General features: G+C 59.7%; 17 protein-coding genes. 10 read left to right on the plus strand and 7 right to left on the minus strand.

What is annotated here, in order from left to right:
* Positions 1 to 30: 30 nt before the first annotated feature.
* Entirely contained in the window at positions 31 to 903 is an 873-nt protein-coding gene (locus ACN0SO_RS02070; protein WP_417674021.1) for an ATP-binding protein, read from the minus strand.
* Between the two features lie 241 nt (positions 904 to 1,144).
* Between ACN0SO_RS02070 and yajC the strand changes: the two genes are divergently transcribed.
* The 6 genes from yajC to ACN0SO_RS02100 all read left to right on the plus strand — a co-directional run bounded on the left by yajC (position 1,145) and on the right by ACN0SO_RS02100 (position 7,493).
* Positions 1,145 to 1,477: a preprotein translocase subunit YajC gene (yajC, locus tag ACN0SO_RS02075; protein WP_346897460.1), complete on the plus strand. Its 333-nt coding sequence runs from the start codon at positions 1,145 to 1,147 to the stop codon at positions 1,475 to 1,477.
* A 102-nt stretch (positions 1,478 to 1,579) separates the two neighbouring features.
* Positions 1,580 to 3,190, plus strand: coding sequence for a protein translocase subunit SecD (gene secD / locus ACN0SO_RS02080; protein ID WP_417674023.1), 1,611 nt, complete (start codon positions 1,580 to 1,582; stop codon positions 3,188 to 3,190).
* A 15-nt stretch (positions 3,191 to 3,205) separates the two neighbouring features.
* Positions 3,206 to 4,162 carry a protein translocase subunit SecF gene (secF, locus tag ACN0SO_RS02085; protein WP_417674025.1) on the plus strand — a complete coding sequence of 319 codons (957 nt, stop codon included), beginning with the start codon at positions 3,206 to 3,208 and terminating at the stop codon, positions 4,160 to 4,162.
* The gene (locus ACN0SO_RS02090; protein ID WP_417674027.1) at positions 4,137 to 4,544 is read left to right on the plus strand and encodes an Mth938-like domain-containing protein; all 408 of its coding nucleotides are present in this window, start codon (positions 4,137 to 4,139) and stop codon (positions 4,542 to 4,544) included. Before secF ends, ACN0SO_RS02090 begins: the two co-directional genes overlap by 26 nt.
* Positions 4,545 to 4,572: 28 nt before the next feature.
* Positions 4,573 to 5,430, plus strand: a complete 858-nt coding sequence (locus ACN0SO_RS02095; protein WP_417674029.1) for a phytoene/squalene synthase family protein — start codon at positions 4,573 to 4,575, stop codon at positions 5,428 to 5,430.
* A 179-nt stretch (positions 5,431 to 5,609) separates the two neighbouring features.
* A complete protein-coding gene (locus tag ACN0SO_RS02100; RefSeq protein WP_417674031.1) occupies positions 5,610 to 7,493 on the plus strand; it encodes a mechanosensitive ion channel family protein in 1,884 nt (627 codons plus the stop codon).
* Here the strand turns inward: ACN0SO_RS02100 and trmFO are convergent.
* Positions 7,490 to 8,884: a methylenetetrahydrofolate--tRNA-(uracil(54)-C(5))-methyltransferase (FADH(2)-oxidizing) TrmFO gene (gene trmFO / locus ACN0SO_RS02105; RefSeq protein ID WP_417674033.1), complete on the minus strand. Its 1,395-nt coding sequence runs from the start codon at positions 8,882 to 8,884 to the stop codon at positions 7,490 to 7,492. The genes ACN0SO_RS02100 and trmFO overlap by 4 nt on opposite strands.
* A 222-nt stretch (positions 8,885 to 9,106) precedes the next feature.
* On the opposite strand from trmFO, the gene ACN0SO_RS02110 reads away from it, so the two are divergent.
* Entirely contained in the window at positions 9,107 to 9,724 is a 618-nt protein-coding gene (locus tag ACN0SO_RS02110; RefSeq protein WP_417674035.1) for a hypothetical protein, read from the plus strand.
* A gap of 223 nt (positions 9,725 to 9,947) precedes the next feature.
* Here ACN0SO_RS02110 and ACN0SO_RS02115 read toward each other — a convergent pair whose 3' ends face one another.
* From ACN0SO_RS02115 to uvrA, 3 genes are all read right to left on the minus strand, one after another.
* Complete coding sequence (locus ACN0SO_RS02115) at positions 9,948 to 10,097, minus strand: DUF1127 domain-containing protein (RefSeq protein ID WP_417674037.1); 150 nt, start codon at positions 10,095 to 10,097, stop codon at positions 9,948 to 9,950.
* A 413-nt stretch (positions 10,098 to 10,510) separates the two neighbouring features.
* The gene (locus tag ACN0SO_RS02120; protein WP_417674039.1) at positions 10,511 to 10,663 is read right to left on the minus strand and encodes a DUF1127 domain-containing protein; all 153 of its coding nucleotides are present in this window, start codon (positions 10,661 to 10,663) and stop codon (positions 10,511 to 10,513) included.
* Positions 10,664 to 10,883: 220 nt separating this feature from the next.
* Positions 10,884 to 13,838, minus strand: coding sequence for an excinuclease ABC subunit UvrA (gene uvrA, locus ACN0SO_RS02125; RefSeq protein ID WP_417674041.1), 2,955 nt, complete (start codon positions 13,836 to 13,838; stop codon positions 10,884 to 10,886).
* 379 nt (positions 13,839 to 14,217) lie between these two features.
* Here uvrA and ACN0SO_RS02130 point away from each other — a divergent pair, with 379 nt between their 5' ends.
* Positions 14,218 to 14,760, plus strand: coding sequence for a single-stranded DNA-binding protein (locus tag ACN0SO_RS02130; protein ID WP_417674043.1), 543 nt, complete (start codon positions 14,218 to 14,220; stop codon positions 14,758 to 14,760).
* A gap of 377 nt (positions 14,761 to 15,137) precedes the next feature.
* Complete coding sequence (locus ACN0SO_RS02135; RefSeq protein WP_417674044.1) at positions 15,138 to 17,153, plus strand: L,D-transpeptidase family protein; 2,016 nt, start codon at positions 15,138 to 15,140, stop codon at positions 17,151 to 17,153.
* Positions 17,154 to 17,223: 70 nt separating this feature from the next.
* On the opposite strand, the gene ACN0SO_RS02140 is transcribed toward ACN0SO_RS02135, so the two are convergent.
* Positions 17,224 to 18,111 carry a zinc ABC transporter substrate-binding protein gene (locus ACN0SO_RS02140; protein WP_417674046.1) on the minus strand — a complete coding sequence of 296 codons (888 nt, stop codon included), beginning with the start codon at positions 18,109 to 18,111 and terminating at the stop codon, positions 17,224 to 17,226.
* A gap of 374 nt (positions 18,112 to 18,485) precedes the next feature.
* Here ACN0SO_RS02140 and ACN0SO_RS02145 point away from each other — a divergent pair, with 374 nt between their 5' ends.
* A complete protein-coding gene (locus tag ACN0SO_RS02145) occupies positions 18,486 to 19,238 on the plus strand; it encodes a sulfite exporter TauE/SafE family protein (protein ID WP_417674048.1) in 753 nt (250 codons plus the stop codon).
* 61 nt (positions 19,239 to 19,299) lie between these two features.
* Here ACN0SO_RS02145 and ACN0SO_RS02150 read toward each other — a convergent pair whose 3' ends face one another.
* Positions 19,300 to 20,448: an acyl-CoA dehydrogenase family protein gene (locus tag ACN0SO_RS02150; RefSeq protein ID WP_417674050.1), complete on the minus strand. Its 1,149-nt coding sequence runs from the start codon at positions 20,446 to 20,448 to the stop codon at positions 19,300 to 19,302.
* Positions 20,449 to 20,458: the final 10 nt, after the last annotated feature.

Raw genomic sequence — 20,458 nt, forward strand, 5'->3', positions numbered from 1 at the left:
TACAGATTGTGCCGGGCCTTTACTTGCGGATCAGTCCAGCGTCTGGCCAAGGCGGCCGGCGAGATCCTGAATGAACTGGAAGGCGACACGGCCCGAGCGGCTGCCCCGGGTGGTCGCCCATTCCAGAGCCTCGGCCCGCAGGCGGTCGGCTTCGACATTCAGGCCGTAATGCGCCACATAGCCGTTCACCATGTCCAGATAATCGTCCTGGCTGCACTTGTGGAAGCCGAGCCAAAGGCCGAAACGGTCGGACAGGGAGACTTTTTCCTCAACGGCCTCGGCCGGATTGATCGCCGTGGATCGTTCGTTCTCGATCATGTCCCGCGGCAGGAGATGGCGCCGGTTAGACGTGGCGTAGAAGATCACGTTGTCCGGACGGCCTTCGATCCCGCCTTCGAGTACGGCTTTCAGGGACTTGTAGGACGTGTCGTCCTGATCGAAGCTCAGGTCATCGCAGAAGATAATGAACCGGTAGGGCGTGTCGCGTACCATTTTCATCAGAAGCGGCAGGCTCTCGATGTCCTCGCGATGAATTTCCACCAGTTTCAGGATGCCGGTGCCCAGTTCCTGGTTGATCGCGGCCTGGGTGGCTTTGACCAGAGACGATTTGCCCATGCCGCGGGCGCCCCACAAGAGCGCGTTGTTGGCCGGCAGGCCGTTGGCGAAGCGCCGGGTGTTGTCCAGAAGAAGGTCACGCAGGCGGGAGACGGCGCAAAGCAGGGTGATGTCGACCCTGTTCACCTTTGCCACGGGAACGAGTTCGCCTGGATGGGGGGACCAGACAAAAGCTTCGGCAGCGTCGAAATCGGCGGGGCAGGGCCGGGCAGGCACGGCCCGTTCAATCAGGCCGATCAGGGTATCGAGTTTTTCGTTCAAGCGTGATAGGTCGCTTCCGTCAGACATCTGGTCTTGTAACCCTTTGCAATGGGGACCATTTCAGGCCCTGTGTGACAGTGGCAAAGGACTATCATGGCTGGCGGTAACGGAAAACGCCGGATATTCCGGTTTCGGTACGCCCGATACCGGTTCAATCCCTTGAAAACCGGAGCGCCGTCGTTATAGTCCGCGCCACTGGAATTGAGGCTTTCTTGCCGGAAACCGTTGGACCGGAACCGGAAGACAGAGCCGCCCTTAGGAGAGTTTAATGTTCATCACCCCAGCCTATGCGCAGACCGGATCTCCCATGAGCCCGGACTTTCTCATGTCTCTGCTGCCTTTCGTGCTGATCTTCGCGATCATGTATTTCCTGATCATCCGCCCGCAGCGCCAGCGCATGAAGCAGCATCAGGACATGGTGGCAAACCTTCGCCGGGGCGACACGGTCGTCACCTCCGGTGGCCTGATCGGCAAGGTTGCCAAGGTCGTCGACGATAACGAACTGCAGGTGGAACTGGGCGAAGGCGTGAAGGTGCGCATCGTCCGTTCGATGGTTCAGGAAGTGCGTTCCAAGTCGGAGCCGGCGAAGGACGGCGCCTGAAGCGCCGTCAATTCGTTCACCGTTTCCCTTTGCCCGGTCGGCGATGCGCGGCCGGATTGCCCTGATAGGGCCTTTGAACAGGCCCCAGCTTAGGCTCAAGTCATGCTTTACTTCGCTCGCTGGAAGATCGCGCTGATTGCTCTTGTGATCGCCTTAGGCGCCGTTACGACGCTGCCGAACTTCTTTTCCGCCAAGACACTGGAGAGTTGGCCCGGTTTTCTGCCGAAGAACAAGATGGTGCTCGGCCTCGATCTTCAAGGCGGTGCCTATCTTCTCTACGAGATAGACAAGCAGGACTATATGCAGAAGCGCCTGAAGACGCTGGTTGGCGAGATTCGCACAGCGCTTCGCGAGCAGCCGCGCATCGGCTACACCGGCCTGGGCGTTCAGGGCGACGGCGCCCAGGTTCGCATCCGCGACCTGACCAAGCTCGACGAGGCGCGCAAGCGCCTTGACGGATTGCGAAATCCGCTGGTGAATTCGCTGTTCGGCGGTCAGCAGATATTCGAATTTGCCCTTTCCGTGTCCGACGACGGCCTCGCCCGCTTTACCTATACGGATGAAGGCCTGGCCGATCGGATGCAGTCCATCGTCGAGCAATCGATCGAAGTGATCCGGCGCCGCGTCGATGAACTGGGAACCACGGAACCGAACATCCAGCGCCAGGGATCGGACCGTATCCTTGTCGAGGCGCCCGGCGAGAACGATCCCCAGAGGCTGAAAGACCTGATCGGTCAGACGGCACAGCTGACCTTCCACATGGTCGACACTTCCATGACCGCCCAGCAGGCGCTGCAGGACCGGCTGCCGGTCGGCACGATCATCCTGAATTCGATCGACGATCCTCCCATTCCCTATCTGCTTGAGGAAAATGCTCTGCTCAGCGGTGAGGATCTCGTCGATGCGCAGGTCAGCTTCGATCAGCGCACCAACGAACCGGTGGTCAACTTCCGCTTCAACACGGCAGGCGCGCGAAAGTTCTCGATCGTCACCCAGCAGAACGTCGGCAAACCGTTTGCCATCGTTCTCGATGAAGACGTGATTTCCGCGCCGGTCATCCGCGAACCGATTACCGGCGGGTCCGGGCAGATTTCCGGCAACTTCACCGTCGAGGGTGCCAACGATCTGGCGGTTCTGCTGCGGGCAGGTGCGCTGCCCGCGAAACTGACGGTCATCGAAGAACGCTCCATCGGTCCGGGACTCGGCGCCGATTCCATCGAAGCAGGTAAACTCGCTTCTCTGATTGCGGGCGCCGCAGTGGTCATATTCATGGTCCTCGCCTACGGCCGCTTTGGGATCATCGCCGATATCGCTCTCGCGGCGAACGTCATCCTGATCTTCGGTGCACTCACGCTGCTTCAGGCAACCCTGACGTTGCCGGGCATCGCCGGGATCGTGCTCACCATCGGCATGGCGGTGGACGCCAACGTGCTGATCTTCGAGCGTATTCGCGAGGAGGCTCGGGCAGGACGCTCGGCCATCTCGGCGATCGATGCCGGTTACAAGCGCGCCCTGGGAACCATTATGGACGCCAACATCACGACCCTGATTGCGGCCCTGATCCTGTTCCAGCTCGGTTCCGGCCCGGTCAAGGGCTTCGCGGTGACGCTTGCCATCGGTATCTTCACCACGGTGTTTTCCGCCTTCACCTTCAGCCGCCTGCTCGTCGCCCTCTGGGTACGGACGCGCCGGCCGTCGAAACTGCCGATCTGATCCGGGAGAAGAAAAATGGCACTGCTCAAACTTGTTCCGGATAACACCAATTTGCGCTTCATGTGGCTGCGGAAAATCAGCTTTCCGCTGTCGATCCTGCTTGCGATCGCATCTGTGACGTTGTTCTTCACCGTTGGCCTGAACTACGGCATCGATTTCAAGGGCGGCACGCTCATTGAAATAAAGACCGATGGTCCCGCCGATGTCGCTTCGATTCGTTCGGAACTCGGAAACCTGAACCTCGGTGATGTTCAGGTTCAGCAGTTTGGCGGCGATGACGAGGTCCTCATCCGGATCGAGGAACAGCCCGGTGGCGAATTGGCCCAGCAGTCGGTCGTCGCAAAAATCAAGACCGCATTTGAAGATCAGAATGTGGAATTCCGCCGTACCGAAGTGGTCGGCCCGCGCGTGTCCGGCGAATTGGCCCGTGCTGGCGCCATGGCCGTCGGTGCGGCTCTGCTCGCCATTCTGGTGTACATCTGGTTCCGTTTCGAATGGCAGTTCGCCATCGGCGCGATCCTGACGACGGCAAACGACGTTCTGGTCACCGTTGGCCTTTTCGTGATCCTGCAACTCGATTTCTCGCTGTCCAGTATCGCCGCGGTCCTGACTATTATCGGTTATTCGCTGAACGATACGGTGGTGGTCTACGACCGCATTCGCGAGAACTTGCGGCGTTACAAGAAGATACCGCTGGCCGACCTGCTGGACCGCTCGATCAACGAGACACTTTCGCGCACGACGCTCACCTCTTTCACCACCTTGCTGGCGTTGATCGCGCTGTGGGCTTTCGGTGGTGAGGTGATCCGTTCGTTTACGCTCGCCATGATTTTCGGCATCGTGATCGGCACCTACTCGTCGATCTTCCTGGCAGCTCCCTTCCTGATCCTGTTCAACCTGCGTCGTGACGGAAAGACCCCGGGCGGCGAGGATGCACAGGAGCTGGATGTCGACGCGGAATCGGCCGCCTGACGCGATGGACGTCCGCAAAGCGCATTTTCCCGGACGGGCGCCGCTGGACGCCTATGGTGACGGCGGGTTCCGCTTTGCGAACATGTCCCATCGCGGATCGCTGTTGTGCGTGCCGAGCGGGATCTACGGCTGGAACCTGACCGATCCGTCGGAGTTCGATTCGACCGCTTTCGAGCGCGTGTTTAAGGAACGGGAAGACATCGAGGTGCTCCTGGTCGGCACCGGGAAAGAGCTGCGGCCTTTGCCGGCTCAACTGAGGGAGGCCTTCCGTGAGGCTGGTATCCTGGCGGATCCCATGTCGACCGGGGCAGCGGTCAGGACCTTCAACGTGCTTTTGTCCGAGGACCGGGCGGTTGCCGCGGCCCTGCTGGCGGTGGACTAACGCCGGTGGGGAGACCATATCATCCCATATGAGCTCTGATTTCGACCACGCCCGCGATCTGGTTTATGACGCCGATCGCGACCGCTACCTGACCGCATTGTTCGCGGCGGCCGAGGATCGGCCGGGTCTTCTTGCGCTCTACGCCTTCAACACGGAAATCGCCCGGGTGCGCGACATGGTCAGCGACCCGCTTCCCGGGGAGGTTCGGCTGCAGTGGTGGCGCGATTATCTGGAAGGCGTTGAGCACGGAACCCCGTCTGCCAACCCCGTTGCCGCCGCATTGGGCGAGACGATTGAAAAATACCGGTTACCGAAGGAACCGCTGATCGCAATGACGGAGGCTCGGATCTTCGATCTCTACGATGATCCGATGCCGAGCCTGAATGATCTGGAAGGCTATGCGGGCGAAACCTCTTCTGCCCTGATCCAGCTTGGCAGCCTCGTTCTGAACGGGGGAAAGGACGCGGGCACCGCGACCATTGCCGGTCATGCGGGTGTCGCCTATGCACTGGCCGGTCTGATGCGCGCCTTGCCATGGCATGCAGCGCGCCGGCAGATGTATTTGCCCAAGGATCTGCTGGAGCGCCATGGCGTGGAACCTCAGACCGTCTTTAACGGTGAAACGACGGACCACCTGCGCGCGGCACTGGCGGAATTGCGCTCCCATGTTCGCCATCACCTTGCACGGGTCCGACAGCATGTTGCGGACATTCCGCCCCATGTCGCCCCGGCCTTTTTGCCGGTCGCGCTGGTCGAACCTTTCTTGAAGCGGATGGAAAAACCGGGGCATGACCCGCTGCGCGAGCCGGTGCGCATGTCCCAACTCCGACGGCAGTGGATCCTGTGGCGCGCTGCGCGGAAATCCGGCGCCGTCCTGTCCGCGTGACGCGGCTTGCCGTATCGGCCCGCGCGCGTAACCCAATATTCAGCCTTCCTTGATAATAAAGTCCCGGGTTTTGATCAGGGAAACGAACATACATGTTCGCCGGGGTTTTACAGGTGATGGCTATTTCAGGGGTTCACGTCGGAGCCGTTATTCGCTCCTTTCGTTTGTTTTTCGGGGGGATGGCGCTTCTGATCGGCGTCTGTATCGGCATTACCGATGGCTTTGCCCAAACGGCATCCGGCGTAAAGCCCGATCCCAACCTGGAGGCTATGAGAGCGATCAGGAAAGTCCCTGAGCCTACCGCCCGGGGGGCAGGTTTCGACATAAAAACCTACCTGCGCGAAAATCCCCTTGCACCGCCGGATACCAGCAGTCCACGAGCAGCGCTTGAAAGCTATCTCATGCTCATGGAGGAAGCGGAAAACATCTGGCGCAATGTACGCTCGGAATTCCAGGAAAGCCCGAACAGGTTCCTGACGGCAAAGCAGGAACACAGGCTCGACTTTGTCAGGGCGATGTTCGACAAGGCTGCCGGAATATTCGACTTGAGCGACATCCCCGATACCGCGCGGAAAAGCGCGAGTCTTGAGATCGTTCTGCAGTTCCAGGAAATCCTGGACCGGATCTATCTTCCGGCGATGGAAGATGTGCCGGGTGGGCCTGCTGGATCCTTTCTGAATTCCAAGGCGATCGGTGAATTGCCGGAGCGTTGGAAAATTCCCGGAACGGGCATCGTTTTTGAGAGAACGGACACCCCGGGCAACGGCAGCCGCTATCTGATTACCAAGGCGTCCGTAGACCAGATTCCGGACAACTACGAACTGATCAAGTCGTTTCCCTCGCGTCAGGACCGGGGCGACGATCTCTATTCTTATTACATCTACACACCTGGAAACCTCGTTGCGCCGAAATGGTACAACCTGATCCGTTCCGGCCCGGAATGGCTCGGAAATCAAGTCCTGTCCCAAGCCTATTGGCAGTGGATCGCGCTGGTACTTCTTTCGGCGCTGACGTTGGCGATCCCGGTCCTGTACCACAGGTGGAGCCGCTGGCGGGCCGTGCCGCTATCAGACGCCAAGCGTAAATTGCGCGGTTTGCAAATACCGGTGATCGTGATCCTGTCGGTACTCGCATATCGCTACCTGATCGAGGAGCAGATCAATATCACCGGCGACGTGATGGTTGCCGTAGGAACCATTTCAACCGCCATTGTCTGGACGGCGACGGCGTGGCTGGCCTACCGGATCGTCGAACTCATCTCCGCCTGGGTTATCAAGAACCCGTCCGTCCCGACAAAAAGCCTGGATTCCAGCCTGCTCCTTACGGCCTTCCGTCTGGTCGGTGTTGCCGTAGCGGTGCTGGTCATCGGCTACGGGGCGACCCAGATCGGCATTCCGGTCTATGGGGTGATCGCAGGTCTCGGTGTTGGCGGTCTGGCGGTTGCCCTTGCCGCGCAGCCGACGCTGGAAAACCTGATCGGCGGGATCATCCTCTATGCGGACCGGATGGTTCGTGTCGGTGAATTCTGCGAATTCGACGATCTCGCCGGAACGATCGAAGCAATCGGCATTCGGTCGACGCGGATCCGGGCGCTCGATCGCACCGTGATCACGGTCGCGAACGCGGACCTGGCGAAACGCAAGATCATCAATTACAGCCGTCGGGACCAGTTCCATCTGAAACATCGGATCAACCTGCGCTATGAAACCAGCGAAGCACAGTTGAACCGGGTGATCGAGGGCATCCGCTCCTTCCTGGAGGCCCATGAGATGGTCGCGGAAGAGCCGCTTCGCGTGAGACTGATGGAGCTTGGCGCGTTTTCCCTCGATATTGAGATCTATGCCTATATTCAAACTTCGGCGCGGGATACCTTCCTGGAAGTCCAGCAGGATATCCTGATGAAGATCATGGAAATCGTCCATGACGCCGGCACGGACTTCGCGTTCCCGTCCTCGACCACCTACCTGGCTCAAGACAGTGGTCTTCCCGCAGATGGCCGGGAATGGCGCGATGAACACAAGCGCGGCGGTCTCACTTCGGACAGCGAACGGAAGGTCGGCTAACTTTCCAGGCCGGCGAACCAGGTTTCGAAATCCGCCTTGGCACGCTGGGTCATGGCGGATTTCTTCGCCTTGGTCTTCTCCTTACCCTTTAACCGCTTGCCGTCCGGGCCGGTCTTCGGGGCTTCCACCGGCGGAAACAGGCCGAAGTTGACATTCATCGGCTGGAAGGAGCGGGGACCTTCGTCGTCGCGGGCGATATGGCCGCCTGTGATGTGACCGATTAGAGCCCCCATGGCGGTGGTTTCCGGCGGTAACGGAATCGGTCTGCCCAGACGTTCGAGGGCAGCAAAGATCCCGGTCATGCAGCCGACGCTTGCCGATTCCACATAGCCTTCGCAACCGGTGATCTGGCCGGCGAAGCGCAGGCGCGGGTCCGCCTTGAGCCGGAGCGTGCCGTCGAGTACCTTTGGCGAATTGAGGAAGGTGTTGCGGTGCAGGCCGCCGAGACGGGCGAACTGGGCGTTCTCCAGCCCCGGGATCATCCGGAATATCTCGGCCTGGGCGCCGTACTTCAGTTTCGTCTGAAAGCCGACCATGTTGTAGAGCGTGCCGAGTGCATTGTCCTGGCGCAGCTGAACCACCGCATAGGCCTTAACGTCCGGGTTATGCGCATTCGTCAGGCCCATTGGCTTCATGGGACCGTGGCGTAGCGTTTCGCGACCGCGGGCAGCCATGATCTCGATCGGCAGACAACCGTCGAAATAGGGCGTGTTTTCCTCCCATTCCTTGAAGTCGGTCTTTTCGCCGGTCAGCAGCGCGTCGATGAAGGCCTCATACTGGTCCCTGTCCAAGGGACAGTTGAGGTAGTCCTTGCCCGTTCCGCCGGGCCCCACCTTGTCGTAACGGGACTGGAACCAGGCTTTCGAAAGGTCGACGCTGTCGAAATGAACGATTGGTGCAATGGCATCGAAAAACGCGAGTGCATCCTCGCCGCTCTTCTCCAGGACCGCCTGCGAGAGGGCCGGGGAGGTCAGCGGGCCGGTTGCCACGATAACGCTGTCCCAGTCCGCGGGCGGCAGCCCGGCGATTTCGCCGCGCTCGATGGTGACCAGCGGATGGTCTTCAAGAGCCTTGGTGACCGCAGCCGAAAAGCCATCCCGGTCGACGGCCAGCGCGCTGCCGGCCGGCACCTGATGGGTATCGCCGCAGCGCATGATCAGCGATCCGGCACGGCGCAGTTCATGATGCAGCAGGCCGACCGCGTTTTGCTCGCTGTCGTCCGAGCGGAACGAGTTGGAGCATACGAGCTCGGCAAGGCCATCGGTCTTGTGGGCATCGGTCCCGCGTACCGGGCGCATCTCGTGCAAGACAACCGGTATGCCGCGTTCGGCGATCTGCCAGGCAGCTTCGGAACCTGCCAGGCCGCCGCCGATCACATGGATGGGGGTCATCCTGTCTAACCTTCAAAGAGTTCCGGGTGGTGCGGCTGCCGCCTCCTGGCAGGCATACCTGAGGCACGGGCGCCATCGAGGAGGGGCGACAGCCTTTTCAACATGACACTCCTTTACAGGCAGGTGCTTTTTGAGGCAATGGCTGTATCCTGATTGACCAAACGGAACCGCATTGGTTCACTCATTCAATTCGAACACTCACGATTCGTGAACGAGGACGTCTTGAAGATCGCGACGAAAGCTCTGAACGCGGCCGGCCTGGCAGGGTTGCTGTTGCTCAATGCCTGTGCCGGGCAGTCGACCGGTCAGGCGACGTCCTGGTACGCATCTCATGACGGTGTGGCGCCGCGGGCTGATCGCACCTATGTCTGTCATGGCTTCGGCTGCACCTATAAGACACCGGTGAATATTTCCAGCCGGGACCTGAGGCGTCTGAAGCGCATTCTGGCCGCAGGCAGCCGTTCTGCGGAAGCAGAGCGCAAGGCAATCGCGAATGCCGTGGCCTGGAATGAGAAGCGCGTCGCACCCCAGGTCGGCTCTGCAAACGACGTTGGTGGACTCGACCTGCACAATGCCGGGGTGCGGGGGCAGATGGATTGTATCGACGAGGCGACGAATACGGCAAGCCTGCTTCTGGTCGCCGAAAAGCACGGCTATTTGAAGTATCATTCGGTCAGCGGACCGGTGGCGCGGGGCTTCTTCCTCGATGGTCGCTATCCGCACGCAACGGCGACGGTGAAGGAAAAGAAGACCGGCGAGGTGTTTGCCATCGATTCGTGGCCGAAGGCCAACGGAGAGAAGCCGGTCGTCGAGGATCTGAAACGCTGGATGGCCGGCTAGACAATGTCGCGTTCATTCGTCTCTACGAGACATGGTCTATCTATTTTCTGACGCACGTCTAATTGCGAAAAAACGGTATCCGCCTTTTCACGACGTGCGTTAGCGGACTCAATTCGAGTCGGGACAAAAAAACCTGCCGGCGGAATGCGCTGGCAGGTTTTTTAATGGCCGCTGGTTACGCCGCGGCGAAGTCGACCGATTCCCGAGAATCGATTGACCTTCGTTATTTGATCGCCTGGTTGGCGCAACGTGCGATGTCGCAACGGCTGATGCCAATGTCGGCGAGTTCCCGGTTCGACATACGGGACAGCTCGTTATAGGTGCTCCGGTACTGCTTCCAGTTCCGGTAACGGCGAACGACTTGATCAAGCATGATGAGGCCTTTCTGTGTTTTCTGTTTATAGACCTGGAGCTTTTGCTCTTTGTCTGGCTCTGTTTTAATCTCTATGCCCAAGATATAGGCAGGCGAGCAGACGATAGGTAGAAGAAAAATTGCACGCCTGATCTTCGAAAAACGCAGACCTGACAATCTGTTATGCGTGAGCCGGATAACTATTTGGATCGGCGATCGGAGGCGGGAAATCACAAAAAATCCCCGGCCGATAGAGATCGCCGAGGCTGCGGTTTCTGGAGATTGAATTTTCAGTCTCTAAAAAAACGATCGCCCGCCAGTGGGAGGAGGTACTGGCGGGCGTCGTTATGATTGACAGGACTGGGAGGAGGATGCCCTGCCAAGGTCGCGCGTTCCGTAGCTTGGGAGGAGGTAGCTGTAGGAACGCGAGCTCTTTACTGGGTGGTCGTACGGCGTGCGACGAAGCGAATGTCACTGCGGCTGATGCCGAGGTCGCTCAGTTCGCGGCTGGACAGGCGGGAAAGCTCGTCCACGGTGCGCCGGTAATTGACCCAGTTGTTGTATCTACGAACGACATTGTCGAACATTGTTTTCGTCCTTGGTGATTGCGTCGCACCATTATTTGTGTGCGCCGCATCATTGATCCGATGAGTGGAATATAATTCGAGGCCAAAAAAAAAGAAGTGCCATGTATGCATGTCAGTCATGCGTTTAGTGCAATGCAAAATAAACGACCCGGCGTTGATGCGGGCCGGGTCGGAAAATTGAGATAAATCAAAGCGGAATAGGTGTATGTTGCATTGCAACCTATTCAGCGGCGTCCGAGGCATGCTGTGGTCTGCGTTGCAATAGCTCCCGCAAAAATCGGCCCGTATAACTGGCCTCGATTTCCGCCACATCCTCCGGGCGGCCGGTCGCGACGACCGTACCGCCGCCGTCGCCGCCCTCCGGTCCCATGTCGATGATCCAGTCGGCCGTCTTGATGACTTCCAGATTGTGCTCGATCACCAAAACCGTGTTTCCCTGCTCGACCAGCTCGTGCAGGACTTCCAGAAGCTTGGCCACGTCATGGAAGTGCAGGCCCGTGGTCGGTTCGTCGAGAATATAGAGTGTGCGCCCGGTCGAGCGCCGGGACAGCTCCTTCGCCAGTTTCACCCGCTGGGCCTCGCCGCCGGACAGCGTCGTCGCCTGCTGGCCGACCTTGATATAGCCAAGACCGACACGCGCCAGCGTTTCCATCTTGTCCCGGACCGCAGGGACGGCAGAGAAGAACTCCGCCGCCTCTTCGACCGTCATGTCGAGCACATCGGCGATCGATTTGCCCTTGAACTGGACCTCGAGGGTTTCCCGGTTGTAGCGCTGACCCTTGCAGACGTCGCAGGTGACGTAGACATCCGGCAGGAAGTGCATTTCGATCTTGATGACGCCATCGCCCTGGCAGGCTTCGCAGCGGCCACCCTTCACGTTGAAGGAAAAGCGTCCCGGCGCATATCCGCGCGCCTTGGCTTCAGGCATCCCGGCGAACCATTCGCGAATCGGAGTGAACGCCCCCGTATAGGTCGCCGGGTTGGAACGCGGCGTGCGCCCGATCGGCGACTGATCGATGTCGATCACCTTGTCCAGGTGTTCCAGCCCGTCGATCCGGTCATGAGGGGCAGGATTTTCACGCGCACCGTTCAGCCGGCGCGCAGCCGATTTGAACAGCGTGTCGATCAGGAACGTCGACTTGCCGCCGCCCGAGACCCCGGTGACGCAGGTGAATGTGCCGAGCGGAACGTCAACGTTTACGTCCTTGAGGTTGTTGCCGCGTGCGCCGACCACGGAAATCTTCCGTGTCTTCTTCAGCTTGCGTCGTTCGGCGGGAAGCGGGATCATGCGGGCGCCGGACAGATACTGGCCGGTCAGCGAGGCCGGATTGGCCATGACCTCCTGCGGCGTTCCCTGGGCGACGATCTCGCCGCCATGGACGCCGGCTCCGGGCCCGACATCGACCACGAAGTCCGCCGTCAGCACCGCGTCTTCGTCATGCTCGACGACGATCACCGTATTTCCGAGATCGCGCAGGTGTTTCAGCGTGTCAAGCAGCCGGGCATTGTCGCGCTGGTGCAAGCCGATGGACGGCTCGTCCAGGACGTAGAGTACGCCGGTCAGTCCCGACCCGATCTGGGAGGCCAGGCGGATACGCTGGCTCTCGCCGCCCGAAAGGGTGCCGGAGTTGCGCGACAGGGTCAGATATTCCAGCCCGACGTCATTGAGGAACCTCAGCCGCTCGCGAATTTCCTTCAGAATCCGGCCTGCGATGTCGTTCTGTTTCTGGGTCAGCTTTTCAGGAAGCGCATCGAACCAGTCGTTGGCGGCGCGAATGGAGAATTCGGTCACCTGGCCGATGTGCAGGCCTCCGATTTTCACCGCAAGCGCTTCCGGCTTCAGCCGGTACCCGGCGCACGCCGGGCAGGCATGGTCGGATTGGAACCGGGACAGTTCCTCCCGCACCCAGGTGGATTCGGTTTCCCGCCAGCGCCGCTCGATATTGCCGATCACGCCCTCGAAGACTTTTTCGGTCTTGTAGCTGCGCGCGCCGTCATCATAGATGAAGGCCACCTTGTTCTTGCCGGTTCCATAGAGAATGGCCTGGCGGACCTCTTCCGGAAGTTCCTTCCATGGCGTGGCCATGGAGACGTCGAAGTGTCGGCAGAGCGCCTCCAGAGTCTGAGTGTAATAGGGCGATGTCGCCCCGGTCTTTGCCCAGGGAAGCACGGCGCCCTCCCGCAAGGACAGGGTGTGGTCCGGGACGACGAGCTCGTCCTCGAAGGCAAGTGTCGTTCCCAAACCGTCGCAGGCCGAACAGGCCCCGAAGGGATTGTTGAAGGAAAACAGCCTGGGCTCGATTTCGGTGATGGTGAAGCCGGAAACGGGACAGGCGAATTTCTCCGAAAAGACGAGGCGCTCGTGGGTTTCGTTCTGGTTCTGCAAAACCGCGCCGGGGGCGGCCACTTCCATAGGCTTGTCGGCGAATTCCGCGATCGCGGTGCCGTCAGCGAGCCTCAGGGCTGTTTCAAGAGAGTCCGCCAGGCGGCCGGCGATGTCCTCGCGCACCACGATCCGGTCCACGACCACGTCGATGTCATGCTTGTACTTCTTGTCGAGGGCGGGGGCTTCGGCGATTTCATGGAATTCGCCGTCGATCTTGACCCGCTGGAAGCCCTTTTTCATGAGCTCGGCGAGTTCCTTGCGGTATTCGCCCTTTCGACCGCGGACGATCGGCGCCAGCAGGTAGAGACGGGTGCCTTCCTCAAGCTCAAGGATCCGGTCCACCATCTGGGACACGGTCTGGCTCTCGATCGGCAGACCGGTCGCCGGGGAATAGGGAACGCCGACCCGCGCAAACAGAAGGCGCATGTAGTCGTAGATCTCGGTCACCGTCCCGACCGTGGATCGCGGATTCCGGGAAGTGGTCTTCTGTTCGATGGAAATGGCAGGCGACAGGCCGTCGATCTGGTCGACATCCGGTTTCTGCATCATTTCCAGGAACTGGCGCGCATAGGCCGACAGGCTTTCCACATAGCGGCGCTGGCCCTCGGCATAGATCGTGTCGAACGCAAGCGACGACTTGCCCGATCCTGACAGGCCGGTCATGACGATCAGACGGTCTCTGGGCAGGTCCAGGTCGACACCCTTCAGATTGTGTTCCCGTGCGCCGCGCACGGAAATGATCCGGGTGGGGTCCGGAGCCTTTGTGTCGGCGTGAACGTCATGCGCCATGTGGTGTTAATCCTCTCGGGCGGCCTTGGGAGTCCGGAACGCCTGAACGAGCCTGGGGGAGGCGGCTTGTTGTGGCGCTGTCCGGCGACGCTCCATATTTAGAATGTTCGATGGCGAAGGCAAATGACGGGCGTCAAAAAAACGCAAGCGCGCCCAATCTCTCCTGACACCTGGTGGGGTGTAGCCTTGACAATTAGAACATAAAGAGAACAAAAATAGCAACTGTAAAAGCAGTGCCTCATCCGCGCGATCAAGCCTTTGTGGAAAAGGCTGGATTTACGTGGAAAGACCCGGCGTATTCTCATGATTGGCGTTAGGGTCGGCAAAATGAATGATCCGGCGGCCGCAGCGCCGGAAGTGTAATCTCGGGAGTTCAGTCATGGCGGGCAGCGTCAACAAGGTAATTCTGGTCGGCAACCTGGGAGCGGATCCCGAAATTCGCCGCACACAGGACGGTCGGCCGATCGCAAATCTTCGGATCGCGACATCCGAATCCTGGCGCGACCGTAGCACCGGCGAGCGCCGGGAAAAGACCGAGTGGCACCGGGTGGTGATCTTCAACGAAGGCCTTTGCAAGGTGGCGGAGCAGTATCTGCGCAAGGGCTCGAAGGTTTACCTCGAAGGTCAGTTGCAGACCCGCAAGTGGCAGGATCAGAGCGGCCAGGATCGTTATTCCACCGAGGTCGTGCTCCAGGGATTCAATTCCAACCTGACCATGCTCGATGGTCGCGGTGAAGGCGGTGGCCAGGGCGGCGGCAGCCTTCCGGATTACGGTTCTTCCGGCGGCGGCTTCGGCGGTGGCGAATCGTCCGGTGGCGGCTACGGTGGCGGTCCGGGCTATGGCGGCGGTTCCGGTGGTGGCTTTGGCGGTCCCCAGGGCGGCGGCGGCGCAGGCCCCATGGACGACGAAATCCCGTTCTAGAAGTTTTTATACGGCATTCTAGCGATATTGCCCGATTCCGGCCTGGCTTGCTAAGGCTGCGCGGGGCGTTGACGTTGCGGGTTGTGTGGCTCGTGATGTCGCAAGCCTGCAGTGCATTTCTGCGTTTTTTCGGTCACAGCCGCGTGAATGTTGACGCCCAAAAGGCTTTGCTTCTTAACGCTGTGTCGAAGAATGGTGTATTACTTTGCCAAGCTGCCGCTACGCCAGCTCGGCTTTGGGCGTTCATCGGACAGCCGGTACGGCAGGCGTAACGGATGCGGATTCGTGAGGCAGGCGGTTCGCAAGAAATGAAAATTTATTCGGGAAAAGGCGAATGGTGTCGTTTGCCTTTCCGACAAGCTTAAGGCGATTGGAATATGCGGATCCTGGCGAACGTTGCAAAAATGAAGCCCGGTAGCTTCGGCACAGCGGACGGTGCTCATGAGGTGAAACGACGGGCTTTGTCTTCAACCGTCATTGCAGGGCTGGCGACGCTGGTTCTCGGCAGCTCCTTTGTCGGCGTCGGGGCTGATACGGCGCATGCTCAAGGGTTCTTCGACCGTCTGTTCAATCCGAAATACCATCGCATGCAGGAGCTCAAGGCTCGCGATGAACTGCTGCGTGAAAAGGCCCGTACGGTGCGTGTCTCGGCACCGAAGTTCTATACCTACAAGCCGGATGTCTGGAAACGGGTATCCTTTGCCGGTCTTGCAGAGGTGAAGACGGCTGCTGTTACGGTAAGCGAAGATCAGGCAAGCGAGGGGGAGGGCGTTAAGGCGGATACCGCCCCGGCCGTTCTCACCGAGTTCGACAAGGCCCGTCCGGCTTTGAAGGGGCTCGACTTCGAAATGCTTCCGGAAGTGGCCGAAGCATTGAAGACCTTCTATCGTGAGCATCCTGATTTTCTCTGGGTCGAGGACGGCAATGTCAACAGCCGGGCCCTGAGCGCGAAGATGGCGCTTGCCGATGCGGACAAGGAAGGCCTGGACCCACAAGACTACAAGGTCGATCTGCCGTCTTTTGAAAAAAACGCGCCGGAAACGGTGACGGCCGACGACGCAGCCCGGAATCTGGAGCGTGAAAGAGCGCTGATGAATTTCGAGCTGACCTTTTCCAGCGCAGTGCTGACCTACGTGCTCGATGCGGAGCGCGGCCGGGTCGATCCCGATCGGATCTCCGGGTACCACGACCTGCCGCGTCGTGAGGTCGATCTCGTGGCCGTTCTGGAAAAGATCAAGTCCATGGACGATCTGGAAGCCTATCTGGTCTCCCGCAATCCTCAGAACCCGCAGTATGCGGCCCTGAAGAAGGAGCTTGCCCGCCTGCGTGCTGAGGATGAAGCCGAAGACCAGATCGTGATCGCACCGGGTACCTTCCTGAAGGCTGGTGCTTCCAGCCCGGAAATGAAGAACATCGTGGCCGCGATCAGGAAGAACGGATCGGACGAGCTGAAGGAAAGGAACGCGGACGTTCTTTCCGCTTACGCCGGAGAGGAATTGTACAGCCCCGAACTGGTCGCCCTGGTCAAGGACTTCCAGAAGGAAAACCAATTGTCGGCCGACGGCGTCGTCGGCAAGAACACCATCAAGGCCATGGTCGGTGAAACCAATGCCGCCAAGATCGCCAAGGTGAAGCTGGCCATGGAACGCCGCCGCTGGCTGCCGGTCGACCTCGGCGCCCGCCGGGTCTTTATCAATCAGCCCGCCTTTACAGCAACCTATTACGAGCCGGGTACAGAACCGCTTTCCATGCGTGTGGTGGTGGGCAAGAAATCCAATCAGACGAACTTCTTCTACGACAAGATCCGGCTGGTGGAATACAATCCCTACTGGGGCGTTCCCTATTCCATCATCGTCAATGAGATGCTGCCCAAACTGGCACAGGACCCGAGCTATCTGGACCGGGCCGGTTATGAGGTCACGACCGTCTCCGGCCAGCAGGTGTCTTCATCATCCGTTGACTGGTATGCGGTTGCATCCAAGCAGCAGAGCATCAATGTTCGCCAGTATCCGGGGTCTTCCAATGCACTCGGGCAGGTGAAGATCATGTTCCCCAATAAACACCACATCTACATGCACGATACGCCGTCCAAGAGCCTGTTTAAAAAGGATGTCCGCGCCTTCAGTCATGGTTGCATCCGTTTGCAGGATCCCAAGGCGATGGCAGCCGCCGTTCTCGGCAAGTCCAAGGATTATGTCACAGGCCGGATCAACCAGGGTCAGAATGCCCAGGAAGATGTGAGCGGGGATATTCCGGTCTACATCTCCTATTTTACGGCCTGGCCGAATGATGACGGCACGATCAGTTATTTCGACGACATCTACGATCGCGATATGTATCTGCTGAAGGCACTCGACATTACTGAAAAGACCCGGGAAGACGCGCGGGTTTAAGCGCCGAACGGATTACGAATTGAAGAAGCCGCGGAGAACCTGCTCCGCGGCTTTTTCTGTTTCAGGACCGTCAGTCGCCGGACAGGCAATCCGCCATGGCGTCGGCCATGGCTGAAATCAGCGCGAAATAAAGTCCGGGACCGTCCTTCAGGTCGGCGCCAAGGGGATCCAGCGTGCCGGATCGTGCCTCGGTTCCTTCGAGAACAACGCGGATCAGTTTCGGTTCGAACTGGGGTTCCGCAAAGACGCAGTCGGCCTGTTGCTTCTCGATGGTATCGTGGACCTCCGCCACGCGGTCCGCCCCTGCCGGAACTTCCGGGTTCAAGGTGATTGCGCCGGCGGCCGGCATGCCGAAACGGTCCTCGAAATAATGGTAGCCGTCATGAAAGACGATGAACGGCCGGCCTTTGACCGGGGCGAGCCGTTCGTTTGTGCTTTGGATCAGGTCGATGAGCTTTCGATCCATGGCATCGGCGTTCGCCTTGTAGGTGGCGGCATTCTCCGGATCTGCAGCACTCAGGTCTTCGGCGATTTCCCTGACCATGGCGCGAGCGTTTTCCGGGTCGAGCCAGATATGGGGATCCAGTCCGTCCGCGCCGTGGTTGTGATCATGGTCGTCGTCCTTGCCGCTGTCGGCCTGGTCATGCGTTTCACCATGTTCATGGTCGTCTCCTTCAAATCCGTCGCCATCGCGGAATTTGAGATGCTGCACACCCGGAGCATCGAATAGTTCGATCCGGAGCGCCTTTTCGGCCATCGTCGAAATCGGTTTGGCGAGAGAGGTCTCCAGATGATCGCCGATCCAGAACACCACATCGGCGTTCTGAAGCTGTCCGGCCTGAGACGGTTTCAGGGAGAAGTCGTGGGGCGAAGCGGCTCCCTTGATCAGGAGTTCAGGTGTGCTCACACCCTCCATGACGCCGGAAACCAGGGAATGTACCGGCTTTATCGTGGTCACGACGGAAACGTCCGCCGAGGCGATAGTGGGCGCCAGGGTCAGAGACGCAGCAAGGAGGAGCCGCGGAACCAGGGGCTGGAGGCGGCGCGAACGAAAGGAAACAGGCAAGGGAAGCTCCCATCAAATGGTATGTAATAACATTACATGTTACTGTATAACGTCCGATGGGCGGGGATACAAGCCCCTATGCGACAGGCCCCTTTTTCCGGATTTGGATAAATCGATCCTGTCTCACGTTTCGCCCGGAAGTCTGAAAACGTGAGAATCGCTGCCAGAGGCTGGTTTTCGTGCCCGAAAAGTCTTATCCGTCATTCCCGTTTGCAGCCAAACCGAATCCTGTCCGGCTGCGTCTTCAGGTGCTTCCGGAGCGTTTCTTGACACACATCGATCTTGCATTGGTTCTTCCGGCCTTGCTCGCCTGCTTCCTCGGCGGTGTCTTGAAAGGCGCGACAGGGGCTGGGGCGCCCGTCATTGGTGTGCCGGTCCTGGCGGCACTGACAAACGTTCAGTTTGCCGTTGCCGTTTTCGTGACGTCCAATGTCCTGACCAATGTCAAACAGGCCTGGGAGTACCGGAAAGCCCAGCTTCCCTGGCCGTTCATGGTGCTGTTTGCCGGCGGCGGAGCATTGGGGGCGATCGCCGGTACCTTTCTGCTGGCAGGCCTGCCATCCGACACCTTGTCGATTGCCATGGCAACAGTGGTGCTTGGATATGTCGGCTTCAGGATTTTCAAGGCCGACTGGATGCTGAGCTACGCCGCGGGCTTAAGATTGTCCGGGCCGATCGGCTTCCTGGGCGGAGCGCTGCAAGGCGCGACGGGCATTTCCGCGCCCGCCTCGATCACCTTCCTCAACGCGTTGAAATTGCCGCGCAGCACCTTCATCGCAACGATTTCGGTGTTCTTTATCGTCATGTCCATCGGGCAAATCGAACAACTGATCGTGGTCGGACTTCTGGACTGGTACCGGTTCTTCCTCGGCCTTGGTGTGACCGTAGCCATCAGCCTGTTCATGCCGCTTGGCAACTATCTGGCCCGGCATCTTTCAAAGGAAACCTTCGACAAGATCATGCTCGGCCTGCTGACCCTGATCGCGGCGAAGATCCTGGTTCAGGAGCTGTTCTTCTAAATCCGATGGAAAAAGGCCCACAATCTCTTGCGGGCCTCTCTGCTAAGTTTCCGTACTGAAATCAGGCGGCAATCAGCCCACCCGCATCGGCAAGTCGGCTCAGGTGATAATCCGCATCGCCGAAGGCCGTGTCGATCATGGTCACCCGCTTGAAATAGTGGCCGACGGCCAGTTCCATGGTCATTCCGACACCGCCGTGAAGCTGGACCGCCTGCTGGCCGACGAACCGGCCGGAGCGGCCGATCTGTACCTTCGCGCCGGCAATGGAGCGGCGGCGTTCGGCCTCGTCCTGCTCGGTCGTCATCATGGTCGCCAGCAACGCCATGCTGCGTGCCTGTTCCAGCATCAGGAACATGTCGGCCGCCCGGTGCTGCAGCACCTGGAAATCGCCGATGGGCACACCGAACTGCTTGCGGGTCTTCAGGTAGTCGACGGTGGTCTCGTGCATGACCGACATGGTGCCGACCGCTTCCGCGCACAGCGCGGCGATGGCTTCATCAGAGACCTGCTCGATCAGCGGCAGGCCGTTTTCAGGATCGCCGATCACCCAGTCGGCGTTGACGCGGACGCCTTCCAGCAGGACCTCCGCCGCCCGCTGGCCGTCCTGGGTCGGATAACCGCGCCGGGATACGCCCGGCGCATTCCCGTCGACAAGAAAGACGCCGATCCCGGACCGGTCGCGCCTGTCGCCGGCAACCCGTGCCGTCACGATCAGCTTGTCGGCGCTGTCGCCATGAACGACCACGCTCTTGGCTCCGTCCAGAACAAAGGATGCGCCGTCCTTGCGCGCCGTCGTCGTCACGTCCGCGAGATCGTAGCGGGAATGACGTTCCGTCTGGGCAAAGGCGAGCGTCAGGCTGCCGTCAGCGATCTGCGGGATCAATTCCGCCTTTTGCGCAGAATTGGCCCCATTGCGCAGGAAGCCGCCGCCTAGGACGACCGTTGCCAGATAGGGCTCCAGTGCAAGGGCACGGCCGAAGGCCTCCATGACGATCATCGTGCCGACCGGGCCCTGATCCATGCCGCCGTCGTCCGCGGAAAACGGCATGGCGAGCAGGCCGAGTTCCGCGTATTGGGCCCACATGTCGGCGCTCCAGCCTTTATCCGAAGCGCCATGGGCCTTGCGTTGCTCGAAACCGTAACGATCTGCGAGCAGGCGCTCGACGCTGTCCTTGATGAGCCGCTGCTCGTCGTTCAGATCAAAATCCATTTCACAGCCC

The sequence above is a fragment of the Roseibium sp. genome (assembly GCF_048260565.1).
Taxonomy (GTDB): domain Bacteria; phylum Pseudomonadota; class Alphaproteobacteria; order Rhizobiales; family Stappiaceae; genus Roseibium.